8 protein-coding genes and 1 tRNA gene are annotated in these 12,246 nt (G+C 74.6%); 3 read left to right on the top strand and 6 right to left on the bottom strand.

The features are described from left to right. Positions 1 to 135: 135 nt before the first annotated feature. Both AB0O09_RS37960 and AB0O09_RS37955 read right to left on the bottom strand, forming a co-directional pair. On the bottom strand, positions 136 to 1,095 hold the full coding sequence (locus tag AB0O09_RS37960; protein WP_363550186.1) for a BadF/BadG/BcrA/BcrD ATPase family protein: 960 nt from the start codon (positions 1,093 to 1,095) through the stop codon (positions 136 to 138). Between the two features lie 110 nt (positions 1,096 to 1,205). After that, a complete protein-coding gene (locus tag AB0O09_RS37955; protein ID WP_363550184.1) occupies positions 1,206 to 2,882 on the bottom strand; it encodes a glycosyl hydrolase family 18 protein in 1,677 nt (558 codons plus the stop codon). A 248-nt stretch (positions 2,883 to 3,130) separates the two neighbouring features. On the opposite strand from AB0O09_RS37955, the gene AB0O09_RS37950 reads away from it, so the two are divergent. After that, positions 3,131 to 6,346, top strand: coding sequence for a S41 family peptidase (locus tag AB0O09_RS37950; protein WP_363550182.1), 3,216 nt, complete (start codon positions 3,131 to 3,133; stop codon positions 6,344 to 6,346). Between the two features lie 95 nt (positions 6,347 to 6,441). On the opposite strand, the gene AB0O09_RS37945 is transcribed toward AB0O09_RS37950, so the two are convergent. After that, a complete protein-coding gene (locus AB0O09_RS37945; RefSeq protein ID WP_363550180.1) occupies positions 6,442 to 6,648 on the bottom strand; it encodes a hypothetical protein in 207 nt (68 codons plus the stop codon). A 120-nt stretch (positions 6,649 to 6,768) separates the two neighbouring features. Further along, positions 6,769 to 8,820, bottom strand: a complete 2,052-nt coding sequence (locus tag AB0O09_RS37940; RefSeq protein WP_363550178.1) for a phosphocholine-specific phospholipase C — start codon at positions 8,818 to 8,820, stop codon at positions 6,769 to 6,771. 185 nt (positions 8,821 to 9,005) lie between these two features. Between AB0O09_RS37940 and AB0O09_RS37935 the strand changes: the two genes are divergently transcribed. Next, a complete protein-coding gene (locus AB0O09_RS37935) occupies positions 9,006 to 9,662 on the top strand; it encodes an NAD(P)H-binding protein (protein ID WP_363550175.1) in 657 nt (218 codons plus the stop codon). Positions 9,663 to 9,695: 33 nt separating this feature from the next. Here the strand turns inward: AB0O09_RS37935 and AB0O09_RS37930 are convergent, their stop codons facing one another. Further along, positions 9,696 to 10,346, bottom strand: a complete 651-nt coding sequence (locus AB0O09_RS37930; RefSeq protein ID WP_363550173.1) for a pentapeptide repeat-containing protein — start codon at positions 10,344 to 10,346, stop codon at positions 9,696 to 9,698. A 104-nt stretch (positions 10,347 to 10,450) separates the two neighbouring features. Next, positions 10,451 to 11,674 carry a low temperature requirement protein A gene (locus tag AB0O09_RS37925; RefSeq protein WP_363550171.1) on the bottom strand — a complete coding sequence of 408 codons (1,224 nt, stop codon included), beginning with the start codon at positions 11,672 to 11,674 and terminating at the stop codon, positions 10,451 to 10,453. Between the two features lie 485 nt (positions 11,675 to 12,159). Here AB0O09_RS37925 and AB0O09_RS37920 point away from each other — a divergent pair. Beyond that, positions 12,160 to 12,233: transfer RNA gene (locus AB0O09_RS37920), tRNA-Lys, on the top strand. Positions 12,234 to 12,246 lie beyond the last annotated feature (13 nt).

Here is a 12,246-nt window from a genome sequence, read left to right as displayed (position 1 = left end):
CGGGGTTCGAGTCCCTGGCGGCGCACAGACGGTCGAAGGCCCCTCGCGGAAGCGGGGGGCCTTCGACGTTCCCGGGGCCGCTCCAGGGGTGCGGGCCCCCGGTCGGCTGCCCGACCGCCCCGTGAAGACGGATCCCTAGGCGCCGGGGGCCACCAGGGTGCGGTGGAGGTCTTCGGTGGCGGCGCCGGGGCCGAGGGTGCGGGCGGCGAGCCAGGCGGCCGCTCCGGCGGTGCTGCCCGCGGTGCGGACCTCCGCGGCGGGCCAGCGTGCCGCCACGCCCGCCCGGACGGCGTCCGCCAAGGGGGTGTCCGGGCCGAGCACCCCGCCGGCCAGCACCACCGGCCGGGCCGATCCGGCCGGGCGGACGGTCCCCAGGGTGGCCAGCAGATGGCCGGCGGCCTCGTCGACCAACCGCTGCGCCTCGTCCTCGCCGGCGGCGGCCGCGTCCAGCACCAGCGGGGCGAGCCGGGCCAGCCGGACGGGCGGCTCCGCGTACACCGCGCCGAGCAGGGCGGCCCGCAGGCCGTCCCCGGCGGAGCGGTCGGCGAGTTCCTCGGCGGCGGCCGCCGCGGTGCCGGTGAGCGGCCGGCCGGCGTCGACGGCGGCGAGCGCGAGGCGGACGGCCTCCCGGCCGAGCCACTGGCCGGAGCCGAGGTCGCCGAGCAGCCAGCCGTGGCCGTCGGCGAGCCGGACGGGCGTGTGGTCGCGCACCTCGGCGGCGACCGCGCCGGTGCCGCCGATCAGTACGGTGCCGTCCGGGCTGCCGGTGCCGGCGGTGTAGGCGAGCGCGAGGTCGCTGGTGGTGCGGGGGGTGACGGAGAGTCCGATCTCGGGCCAGAGCCCGTCGAGTCCTGGTTCGGCGACCAGGGCACCGGCCAGGCCGACCACCCCGGCCGCGACCTCGGAGGGGTCCAGGCCTGCGAGTGCGGCCCGCACGGTGGCGCCGACCGCCCGGGCGGCGGCGGCCCGGCCGTGCGCGACCGGGTTGGCGCCCTCGCCGCGGGCCCGGCCGAGGACCCGGCCGTGCAGGTCGGCGACGACCGCCCGGCTGCCGGTGCCGCCGGCGTCGAGGCCGAGGACGAGCGGGCCGGTCATGGGCTCTCCTGCTGGTGGTCGGGCTGCCCCCCATGATCGGCCGCCGCCGCGGGGGCGTCAACGACACCGGCCCCGGGCGGGAGGTCCGCCCGGGGCCCGGTGGGTGCGGGTCAGCCGAAGTAGGCGTCGAAGTTCTTGGAGAACTCCTGCCCGCCGAAGCGGTCCCAGTTGATCGACCAGGTCATCAGACCGCGCAGGTTCGGCTGCGCCCCGCTGCGCGGGACGTAGCTGCCGCAGTTGACCGTCTTGGTGAGGCAGTCCAGCGCCTTGTTCACCTCGGCCGGGGCGACGTAGCCGTTGCCGGCGTTGGTGGTGGCGGGCATGCCGATGGCGACCTGCGAGGCGGCCAGCGGCGGGAACACGTTCGCCGTGTTGCCGGCCACCGGGAAGCCCTTGAGCAGCATGTCGGTCATCGCGACGTGGAAGTCCGCGCCGCCCATGGAGTGGTACTGGTTGTCCAGGCCCATGATGGAGCCGGAGTTGTAGTCCTGGACGTGCAGCAGGGTCAGGTCGTTGCGCATCGCGTGGATGACCGGCAGGTAGGCGCCGGCCCGCGGGTCCTGGCCGCCCCAGGGGCCGGAGCCGTAGTACTGGTAGCCGAGTTGGACGAAGAAGGTCTCCGGGGCCATGGTCAGCACGAAGCCGGAGCCGTACTTGGCCTTGAGCGTCTTCAGCGCCGAGATCAGGTTGACCACCACCGGGGTGGTGGGGTTCTTGAAGTCGGTGTCGCCGGTGTTGAGGGAGAGCGAGTGGCCCTCGAAGTCGATGTCGAGGCCGTCCAGCCCCCACTTGTCGATGATCGCGGAGACCGAGGAGACGAAGGCGTCGCGGGCGGCGGTGGTGGTGAGCTGGACCTGGCCGTTCTGGCCGCCGATCGAGATCAGCACCTTCTTGCCCTGGGCGCGCTTGGCGGCGATGGCCGCCTTGAAGTCGGCGTCGGACTCGACGGTCGGGCACTCGGTGGCCGGGCAGCGGTTGAAGCGGATGTCGCCGGAGGTCACCGAGGTGGGCTCGCCGAAGGACAGGTTGATGACGTCCCAGGAGGCCGGGACGTCCGCCATCCGGGTGTAGCCGGCGCCGTTGGCGAAGCTCGCGTGCAGGTAGCCGACCAGCGCGTGCGCGGGCAGCCCGCCGCCGGGCGGCTGGGTGGTCGGCGGCTGCGAGGTCGGGGGCTGGGACGTGGGCGGCTGGGACGTCGGGGGCTGCGAAGTGGGCGGCTGCGAGGTGGGCGGCTGGGACGTGGGCGGCTGCGAGGGCGCGCCCGGGCCGTCCAGCGAGATGTCGTCGGCCCAGTAGGTGCCCTGGCCGTACCAGCCGTGGGTGAAGACGGTGGCGCTGGTCTGGCTCGCGCCGGTGGTGAAGCTGACGGTCAGCTTCTGGTAGGCGCCGCCGGTGCTCGGCGTCCAGGTGGAGGCTCCGCCGTCGACGCCGAGGTACACGTAGGAGCCCTTGACCCAGGCGGAGAGCGTGTACGCGGTGTTGGGGGCGACCGCGACGGTCTGCGTGCACTGGGCGTTGTCGCTCGCCGAGGCGGCCCCGGCGAGGGCGTAACTGCCGGTGTGGGACTGGCCGGTGACGACGCTGCCGGTGCCGCCGGTGCAGCTGAACGGGGCCGGCGAACCGCTCTCGAAGCCGCCGTTGGCCAGGAACTCGCCGGCGCTGGCGGAGTTGGCGAGGCCGACGGTCAGCGCGACGGCACCGGCCGCGGCGACCGTCCAGGCGGTGGCCGCGGCGAGCACGCGGCGGCCGGGCGGTGCGGCGTGGGAGGGTCTCGGGGTAGCGCGCATGTGGGGGATGCTCCTGCCGTGGGACAGCCGTGAGACATGGGGGGTGTCCGGGCGCGGTGGGGGCCGGCCGGGCGTGCGGCGGCCGCGGCAGGGGACGCCGCATTGGACTGGACCACACTTGGACTAGACCACTGAAGCGGAATTCCCGCGGCCCTGTCAATGGAGTCGGCGCACCGTCAGGGCCCGCCGTCGCAGGCCGAGTAGGGCCGCGGGTTGCGCGGCCCCCGAGGCCGCCGAACCATGGAGAAGTGTCCGGATATCTCAGGTACCCCCACATTCGCGGTGATCTGCTCGCCTTCACCGCGGAGGACGACGTGTGGGTGGCGCCGCTGCACCCGGACGGCACCGTCGGACGCGCCTGGCGGGTGAGCTGCGATCGCGTCCGGGTCAGCAACCCGCGGCTCTCCCCCGACGGCCGCACCGCCGCCTGGACCAGCTGGCAGGCGCTGACCCCCGAGGTGTGGACGGCCCCGGTGGACGGCGGCGAGGCCGTCCGACTCACCTTCTGGGGCAGCCACGACACCCGGGTCCGCGGCTGGCTCCCCAACGGCCAGGTCCTCGCCGTGACCTCGTACCACGAGCCGTTCGCCCACTACACCTGGGCGTACGCGCTGCCGCCGGACGGCGCGCCCGGCCGCCGGATGCCCTGGGGGCCGGTCAACGACGCCCAGGTCGGGCTGGAGCACACCGTGCTGCTGACCTCGGCCGCCCCGCACGGCCCGGCCTCCTGGAAGCGCTACCGCGGCGGCGCCACCGGCCGGCTCTGGCTCGACCACGGCGAGCTGCTGCCCGGCCACACCGGGCACCTCGCCTCACCGATGCCGGTCGGCGAGCCGGACGACCCGCGGATCGCCTTCCTCTCCGACCACGAGGGCGTCGGCAACCTGTACTCCTGCCGCACCGACGGCTCCGACCTGCGCCGGCACACCGACCACGCCTCCTACTACGCCCGCGAGGCGGCCTCCGACGGCACCCGGATCGTCTACCAGCACGCCGGCGACCTCTGGCTGCTGGACGGCCTGGACTCCCCCGCCCCGCGCCGCCTGGAGGTGCCGCTCGGCGGCTCCCGGGCCGGCCGGCGCCCCTACCAGGTGTCGGCGGCGCTGAACGTGAAGGACCTGGTCTGCGACCCGACCGGGCGGGCCGGGGTGGTCAACGTCCGCGGCAGCCTGTACTGGCTCACCCACCGCGAGGGCCCGGCCCGGGTGCTCGCCGACACCCCGGGGGTGCGCTCCCGGCTGCCGGTGCTGCCGGCGTTCGGCGGCCACGTCGCCTGGGTCACCGACGCGGAGGGCGAGGACGCCGTGGAGATCGCCGCGCTGCCCTCGCGCGGCAGCGACGGCGGCCCGTCCCGCCGGATCGCCGCGGGCCGGATCGGGCACGTCCAGGAGCTGTCCGCCGCCCCCGACGGGCGCCATCTGGCGGTGGCCGCCTCCGACGGGCGGCTGTTGCTGGTCGCCACCGAGGACGGCGAGGTCCGCGAGGTGGCGTCCTCGCAGTACGGGCCGGTCAGCAGCCCCGCCTTCTCCCCCGACTCGCAGTGGCTCACCTGGTCGCAGCCGGTCGCCGGACGGTCGCTGCGGGCGATCCGGCTGACCCGGGTGGACGCCGCGGAGCGGATCGTGGACGTCACCGGCGGCCGGTTCGAGGACGAGCACCCCGTCTTCACCCGGGACGGCCGCTTCCTGGTCTTCCTGTCCTGGCGCGGCTTCGACCCGGTGCACGACGTGCACACCGGCGACATGTCCTTCCCGCTCGGCTGCCGCCCGTACCTCGTCCCGCTCTCCGCGGGCACCCCGTCCCCGTTCGCCGCCCCGGTGGAGGGCCGTCCCGCGGTCGGGCTGGACCCGGACGAGGCCACCGGCGACGGCACCGTCACCGTCGACCAGGACGGCCTCACCAAGCGGCTGGTGCCCTTCCCGGTCACCGCGTCCAAGTACTCGGCGACCGCGCCCGTCCGCGGCGGGGTGCTCTGGCTGCGCTGGCCGATCTCCGGCGCCCTCGGCCAGACCTTCGCCAGCCCCACCGACACCTCCGGCAAGCCCTCGCTGGAGTACTTCGACCTCGCCCACGGCAGCCGCTCGACCGTCGCCGACCAGCTGGACGGCTTCTCGGTCTCCGGCGACGGCGGCTCCGTCCTGGTGTACTCCGCCGGCACGCTCAAGCTGCACCCGCTGCCGGTGGGCTCCCCGATCACCGTCGACCTGCGGCGGATCACCCACATCGTGCACCCCGCGGCGGAGTGGCGGCAGGCGTACCACGAGGCCGCCCGGATCGTCCGCGACCAGTTCTGGGACGAGGACATGTGCGGCCTGGACTGGCCCGAGCTGGTCGCCCAGTACGAGCCGCTGCTGGAGCGGATCGCCGGCCCCGACGACTTCGCCGACCTGCTGCGCGAGCTGCTCGGCGAACTCGGCACCTCGCACGCCTACGTCACGCCCTCGCGCCGCGGCGAGGGCCCGCAGCTGCTCCAGCAGCCGCTCGGCCTGCTCGGCGCCAACGCGCACCGCGACCCGGACGGCCGCTGGCTGGTCGACCGGATCCTGCCCGGGGAGTCCTCCGACCCGCGGGCCCGGGCACCGCTGGCCGGCTTCGGCCTCCAGGACGGCGACGAGCTGATCGCCGTCGACGGCCGCCCGCCGGACCCGGTCCGCGGCCCGGCCCCGCTGCTGGCCGGCACCGGCGGCACCACCGTCGAACTCACCCTGCGCTGCAAGGACTCCGGGCGGATCCGGCGGATCGCCGTCACCCCGCTCACCGACGAACGGCCGATCCGCTACCAGGACTGGGTCGGCAAGCGCCGCAAGCTGGTCCGCGAGTTCAGCGACGGCCGGTGCGGCTACCTGCACATCCCGGACCTCGGCGGCTCCGGCTGGGCCCAGTTCAACCGCGACCTGCGCAGCGAACTGGCCAAGCCCGCCGTGATCCTGGACGTCCGCGGCAACGCCGGCGGCAACGTCTCCGAACTGGTCCTGGAGAAGCTCAACCGCAGGGTGCTGGCCTGGGACTTCACCCGCGGACGGCACCCGGTGCGCTGGCCCAGGGACGCACCGCGCGGCCCGCTGGTCGCCCTCGCCGACCACGCCACCAGCTCGGACGGCGACGTGATCATCGCCGCGATCAAGCTGCTCGGGCTCGGCCCGGTGGTCGGTACCCGCACCTGGGGCGGCGTGGTCGGGATGACCGGCCGGCACGTGCTCGGCGACGGCACCCAGATCTCGGTGCCCAAGAACGCGTCCTGGTTCACCGAGGGCATCGGCTGGTCCGTGGAGAACCGCGGCGTCGAACCGGACGTGGAGGTGCTGCGCACCCCGCACAGCTGGGCCCGCGGGGAGCACACCGACCTGGCGGCCGCGGTGGAACTCGCCATGGAACTGCTGGCGGAGCAGCACGCGGCGGTGCCGCCGCCGGGGGACACGCCCCGGCCCGACCTGCGGCGCCCGCCGCTGCCGCCGCGTGCCTGACGGGCCGCGCGGAGCCGCACGCCGAGGGGCCCGGCCGGCGGCCGGGCCCCTCGGGTGCGGATCGGTGTTCGCGATCGGGTCCGTGGTCGGGTCGGTCAGTCCCAGGGATCGCCCTCGGCGGTCATGTCGGCCGCGGCCCGGCGGTCCTCTTCCCGCTGCTCGGCCTGGTGCTGGGCGTCCATGCGGCTCTTCTCGGCGGTGTCGCCGAAGGCGTCGGCCGCCTCGTCGTGGGCGAGTGCCGCGCGCCCGGCCGGGTCGCCCGACTCGTGCGCCTTGTGCCGGAACCTGTCGAAGATGCCCATGTCTTCCTCCTCGCGTGCAGTCCGACCCGGGCCCCCTCACTGTCACACTACGCCGCGGGGCATGCCACCGGGGGCGCCCGTACCGCGGGCGGCGGCGCGGGCGGGTGTCCCCCGTTCGGCTCAGCCGGAGACGCTGGCGGCGCCGGTCTCCAGGTGCCCGGTGAACCGCTGCGACCAGGTCGGGTCCGAGTCCACCGTCACCGTGAAGTCGTACCAGCCGTTGTTGTAGGCCACCGCGTTGAAGAAGTCCGAGGCGGCGCCGCCGGCCGGGACGGTGTACGTCCACGGACCGTCGGTGCGGTAGTTGGTGGAGGTGACGGTGAAGGTGACCGCCGCCGTGCCGGTGTTGGCGAAGGCGAACCAGAGCGCCAGCTTTCCGGTGGTCGGGGCGTTCGCGTACGAGGCGGTGACCGTGACCAGCTTGCCGGGCTTGGTGGCGTCGCCCTTGAAGCGGCGCAGGAAGCGGTTCGGGCCGACCACGCTCAGGTCGTACGGACCGCCGCCGAAGCCGGTGCCGCAATTGAAGAAGTCGCTGGTGGAGCCGCCGCCGTCGACGGTGTACTGCCAGGGGCCGCCGCTGCGGTAGGCGTTGGCGTAGGCCGCGAGGTGCGCGGCGCCGGTGGCGCCCTGGTTGGCCATCGCGATCCAGACCTTCATCACACCGCCGGAGCCGAACTCCAGGTGGTCGAGGTTGGCGTTCGGCTGGTAGGGCAGCGCGCGGGCCGGGCGGGTGCCGGGCTCCTGCTGGGGCAGCTTGTTGTCGACCGGCGCCGGGTTGGGCAGCGGGCCGCAGGCGGCCAGGCCGATGGTGGCGTCGGTGTTGGGCAGTGCGGGCAGCCCGTACACCGGGTTGGCGAAGTCGAACATGCCGGTGAGGTCGCCGCAGACCTTGCGCCGCCAGGCGCTGATGTTGGGGCAGGTGGCGGGCCTGCCGAGGGCGGCCGTCCACCTCTCCAGGAAGCGCAGCACCGAGGTGTGGTCGGAGACCTCGGAGCTGACCCAGCCGCCGCGGGTCCACGGGGATATCGCGATCAGCGGGACGCGGAAGCCGAGGCCGATGTTGGTGCCGTTGTAGAACTCGCCGGCCGTGCCGGCCGGGGCCGCCGGCGGCGGGACGTGGTCGAAGAAACCGTCGTTCTCGTCGTAGTTGAGGAAGAGGACGGTGGAGTCGAAGACGTCCGGGTCCGCGTTGAGCGCGTCCATCACCATGTGGACGAAGTGCGCGCCGTCGGCCGGGGTGGCGTACGGGTGCTCGGAGGAGGCCTGGTCGGGGACGATCCAGGACACCTGCGGCAGGGTGCCGGCCACCACGTCGGCGCGGATCGCCGCGGCGATGTCGTCGGGCGTCCTCCCGGTCCTCTTCGGCACCGAGCCCATGCCCTTGACCGCGAGCGGGCTGCCCGCCGGGGCGGAGCTGAACCGGGTGAAGTAGGCGAGGGCGTTGTCGCCGTAGTTGTCGGCGGCGTTCTGGTAGACCTTCCAGCTCACGCCGGCCGCCTCCAGCGCCTCGGCGTAGGTCTGCCAGCGCAGGCCGGACTCGTCGCCGCCGTCGTAGGCCGGGCCGCCCGCGGTGCCGGCCGGGTCGATCTGGCCGGACCAGTGGTAGGTGCGGTTGGGGCCGGTGGCGCTCAGCACCGAGCAGAAGTACGCGTCGTTGACCGTCCAGTTGTCGGCCAGCGCGTAGTGGAAGGGGATGTCGGCACGGGTCAGGTGGCCCAGCGTGCGGACGTTGCCCTTGGCGGAGACCCAGGAGTCGAGCTTGCCGCCGTTCCACGCCTTGTGCTGGTCGGACCAGGCGTGCGACAGGTCGCCGTTGCACTGGGCGAGGCGCTCCGGGTCCGCGCCGCCGGCCGGCTTGGTGGCGCTGAACTGCCACGGGTACTGGCGGCCCAGCCCGTTCGGCTGGTTGAAGACGCTGTAGCCGCCGGCGATCTGGATGGCGCTGCGGTCGGCGAATCCGCGGACGCCCTTCAGCATGCCGAAGTAGTGGTCGAAGCTGCGGTTCTCCTGCATGAGGATCACGACGTGCCGGGCGTCGGCGATCGTGCCGGTCGTGCTGAGGCCGGCCGCCGAGGCCCGGGTGGTGCCGCCCGGCGCGGTGGAGGCCACCGCGGCTCCCGCCGCGGCGCTCGCCGACAGCGCCATGAACTTCCTGCGACTCAGCTCAGCCATCGGGCCGCCGTCCCTTCGGTGATGATGTCCGGTGATGTTGTATGAACACGTTGCCGTGCCATCGGTCGCGGAGAATCGTCACGCAGAGCGGGGCGCCATGGCCATGCCCGGGAGCGAACTTTGACGGACTGTTCGCCGTCGCGTCGCCCGGCGACCGGACGGTGAACGGGGATAGCGTGGCGGGCATGCGCATCGTCATCGCCGGTGGACACGGACGGATCGCCCTGCACCTGGAGCAGCTGCTCGCCGACCGCGGGGACACCCCCGTCGGACTCGTCCGGCGCGCCGAGCACGCCGACGACCTGCGGCAGCGCGGCGCCGAACCGGTCGTCCTCGACCTGGAGGCCACGGGCCCGAAGGCGCTCGCCGCCGTCCTGGACGGCGCCGACGCCGTGGTGTTCGCGGCCGGAGCCGGGCCGGGCAGCGGCGCCGCCCGCAAGGACACCGTCGACCGCGCGGGCGCCGCCCTGCTCGCCGACGCCGCCGAACTCGCACACGTCCGCCGCTACCTGATGATCTCCTCGATCGGCGCGGACGCCGCCGCCCCGGACGGCCCCGACCCGGTCTTCGGCGCCTACCTGCGCGCCAAGGGCGCCGCCGACGACGACCTGCGGCGACGCACCGCACTGGACTGGACGGTGCTGCGGCCCGGCCCGCTCACCGACGCACCGCCCACCGGCCTCGTCCGGCTCGGCGACGCCGTCGGACGCGGCCCGGTGCCGCGGGCCGACGTCGCGGCGGTGCTGGCCGCCCTGCTCACCGAACCCGCACCGGCGGTCGGGCGGACGCTGGAGCTGATGGCGGGCGACCGGACGGTCGCCGAGGCGCTCGCCGCGCTCTGACCCGGCCGGAGCGGGCCGGCCGGTCCTTGCGGGTCAGTCCTTGACGGTGATGCCGAGGGCCCGGGCGAAGAGCGGGGCCAGCTCGAACAGCTGGCCGGTGTTCAGGACGGCGCCGGAGAGCCCGAGGTGGGCGTCGGGCAGGCCCAGCTTCGCCGCACCGCGCAGGTCCACCTTCTCCATCCGGGCGCCGGCGAACCGGACCCCGTCCAGGGTGGAGCCCGGAACCGAGACCGAGGTCAGCTTCGCCTCGCCGAGGTCGACGTCGCGCAGCAGGCAGTCCTCGAAGACGACGTCCCGCAGCACGGCGCCGCGCAGGTTGACCGCCTCCAGCTTGCATCCGCGCAGCACCACCCGGCGCAGCGCCGAGCCGTACCAGGAGATCCCGGCGAGCACCGAACCGAGGAGCGTCGCGTCCTGCCACTCGCTCTCGGCGAGGTCGGCGCCGACCAGGCGGCAGCCCTGCAGCCAGACCTCGTTGAACCGGGCGGTGCGCAGACCGGTGCCGTCCAGCTCGACCCCGGTGAAGGCGCACTCCAGGAAGCCCGCGCCGAGCGCCCGGCCCTCGTACGTGCCGCCGTCGAAGTGCACGGTGTCGTAGCGCTCGTCGCCGTACAGCCGGCCGGTGTGCGGGCTCAGCAGCTCGGCGTAGGGGAGGTCGGCGAGCTGCTCGGGAACGGCTGGCATGGCGGGGCCGATCTGTGCGGGGACGGGCGGCTGCCGTCATCGTGGCAGCCGCCACCGACAACCCTCGGCCCGGTGGCGGCGCGGCGGTCAGACGGCACGGGGGTTCAGGCGGCCCGGTGGTTCAGGCGGCGGGCGCGCAGGACGATGCCGGCGGCCACCGTGGCGGCGGCGACCAGGCCGGCCGCGAGGACGGCGTCCCGGCCGAGCGCGGTGCAGGCCAGCACGGCGACCGCGGCGGCCGGCAGCACCGCCTGTTCGGCGCCCTGCTTGAAGTGCCGGGACTGCAGCAGCCAGACGGTGAACAGGTAGAGCGCGGCCGGCACGGTCACCGCCGCCGCGGCGGCCACCGCCCCGATGTGCGCCTGGTGCACGGAGAACTCCACCGTCACCTCCAGGCCCGCCCCGATCGCGGCCGCCGAGCCGAGCACCAGGTAGTGCCCGTAGCCCCAGAGGAAGGCCTGCCGGCTGGAGCGGAGCCGGCCGTGGACGGGCTCGGCGAAGTAGATCCACCAGGCGGCGAAGCAGAGCAGCACACCGCCGGCGGCGATCGGCAGGAGGTCGCCGATCGCCTCGTGCTCGTCCAGGGCGGTCTGCACGGCGAGGGTGGCGGCGGCCACCGTCTCGCCGAGCACGATCAGGGTGAACAGGCCGTACCGCTCGGCGATATGGTGCGGGTGCCAGGTGGTCTGGGCGCTGCGCTCGGCCAGCACCGGCACCGCCAGCTCGGCCAGGATGCCGAGCGGGATGACGTACGGGTAGGCGGCGTGCGGGACGAGCAGGATCAGCCCCCAGCCGATCTGGCAGAGGGTGACGCCGAGGGCGTAGCGCAGGGCGACGGTGCGGGCCGCCCCGGTCTCGCAGGCGGCGGCGCGCAGCCACTGGGTGACCATGGCGAAGCGCATCAGCACGTAGCCGACCACCGAGAGCAGCAGGTCCTGGTCCTGGAACATCCGGGGCACGCCGGCCGCGAGCACCAGCACGCCGGTGATCTGCACCAGGGTGGTGAGCCGGTACGGGACGTCGTCGACGTCGTACGCGGAGGCGAACCAGGTGAAGTTCATCCAGGCCCACCAGATCGCGAAGAAGACGAACAGGTAGCGCGGGACGCCGGTGGCGGCGTGGCCCTCGGCGAGGGCGTGCGCGAGCTGCACCCCGGCCTGGGCGACGGCGACCACGAAGCAGAGGTCGAAGAAGAGCTCCAGCGGGGTGGCCGTGCGGTGCGGTTCGCTGCGCGAGCGCGGGGCCATCCGCCGCACCGGACGGGCGTGCTGGAGGTGGGCGGGGGTGCCGGCCGCCGCGGTCGGCGGCAGGTCCGCTTCGCTGGTCATGGTGCCGCCTTCGGGGAGTTCGGACCGGGCTCTGCCCCGCGATCCTGGCATTCCCGCAGGCCGTGCGCACGCATCCGGGGCGACGGTGCCGCCGGCCGGGCCGCCGTCAACCCCCGGCTGACGGTGGAGTGCGCGAACCGGGTGACAGGGCGACTCGGCGCGGCGTGTGCCTGCTGAGGTGTCCCGTCCTCTTCCGGTTCGCCCGCTAGATTCCCTGGCGACTGGAACGACGACATGGGCGGTCTGCGGGCAACGCGGAAGGTCAAGGCGGAGGTCGGTACACGGGGGCGGTCTCTCCGCACGGCCCCGGGCGCCGCGGCCGCCTCGCGATCACCGCGCTGCCTGCCGGCGCGCGGTCGCCGCCGTACGCGCTCCGCCGGTTCGCCGCCGGGGCGGCCGGGGCGGCCGGATGCGACACCCGGTGACCGGACCGTCACGATTTCCGTTCCGCCCGCCGCGGCGTGTAGTGTTCCGCAGGTCAGCAGGCGCCGCTAGCTCAGTTGGTTAGAGCAGCTGACTCTTAATCAGCGGGTCCGGGGTTCGAGTCCCTGGCGGCGCACAGACGGTCGAAG

It is taken from the genome of Kitasatospora sp. NPDC093679, from assembly GCF_040683455.1.
Lineage (GTDB): Bacteria > Actinomycetota > Actinomycetes > Streptomycetales > Streptomycetaceae > Kitasatospora > Kitasatospora arboriphila.
This window is presented reverse-complemented; position numbering and strand designations above follow the sequence as displayed.

Coding starts and splice junctions, on each gene's coding strand:
- AB0O09_RS37945 (WP_363550180.1), bottom strand. CDS start 6,648: ATGGGCATCTTCGACAGGTTCCGGCACAAGGCGCACGAGTCGGGCGAC.
- AB0O09_RS37960 (WP_363550186.1), bottom strand. CDS start 1,095: ATGACCGGCCCGCTCGTCCTCGGCCTCGACGCCGGCGGCACCGGCAGC.
- AB0O09_RS37955 (WP_363550184.1), bottom strand. CDS start 2,882: ATGCGCGCTACCCCGAGACCCTCCCACGCCGCACCGCCCGGCCGCCGC.
- AB0O09_RS37935 (WP_363550175.1), top strand. CDS start 9,006: ATGCGCATCGTCATCGCCGGTGGACACGGACGGATCGCCCTGCACCTG.
- AB0O09_RS37930 (WP_363550173.1), bottom strand. CDS start 10,346: ATGCCAGCCGTTCCCGAGCAGCTCGCCGACCTCCCCTACGCCGAGCTG.
- AB0O09_RS37940 (WP_363550178.1), bottom strand. CDS start 8,820: ATGGCTGAGCTGAGTCGCAGGAAGTTCATGGCGCTGTCGGCGAGCGCC.
- AB0O09_RS37925 (WP_363550171.1), bottom strand. CDS start 11,674: ATGACCAGCGAAGCGGACCTGCCGCCGACCGCGGCGGCCGGCACCCCC.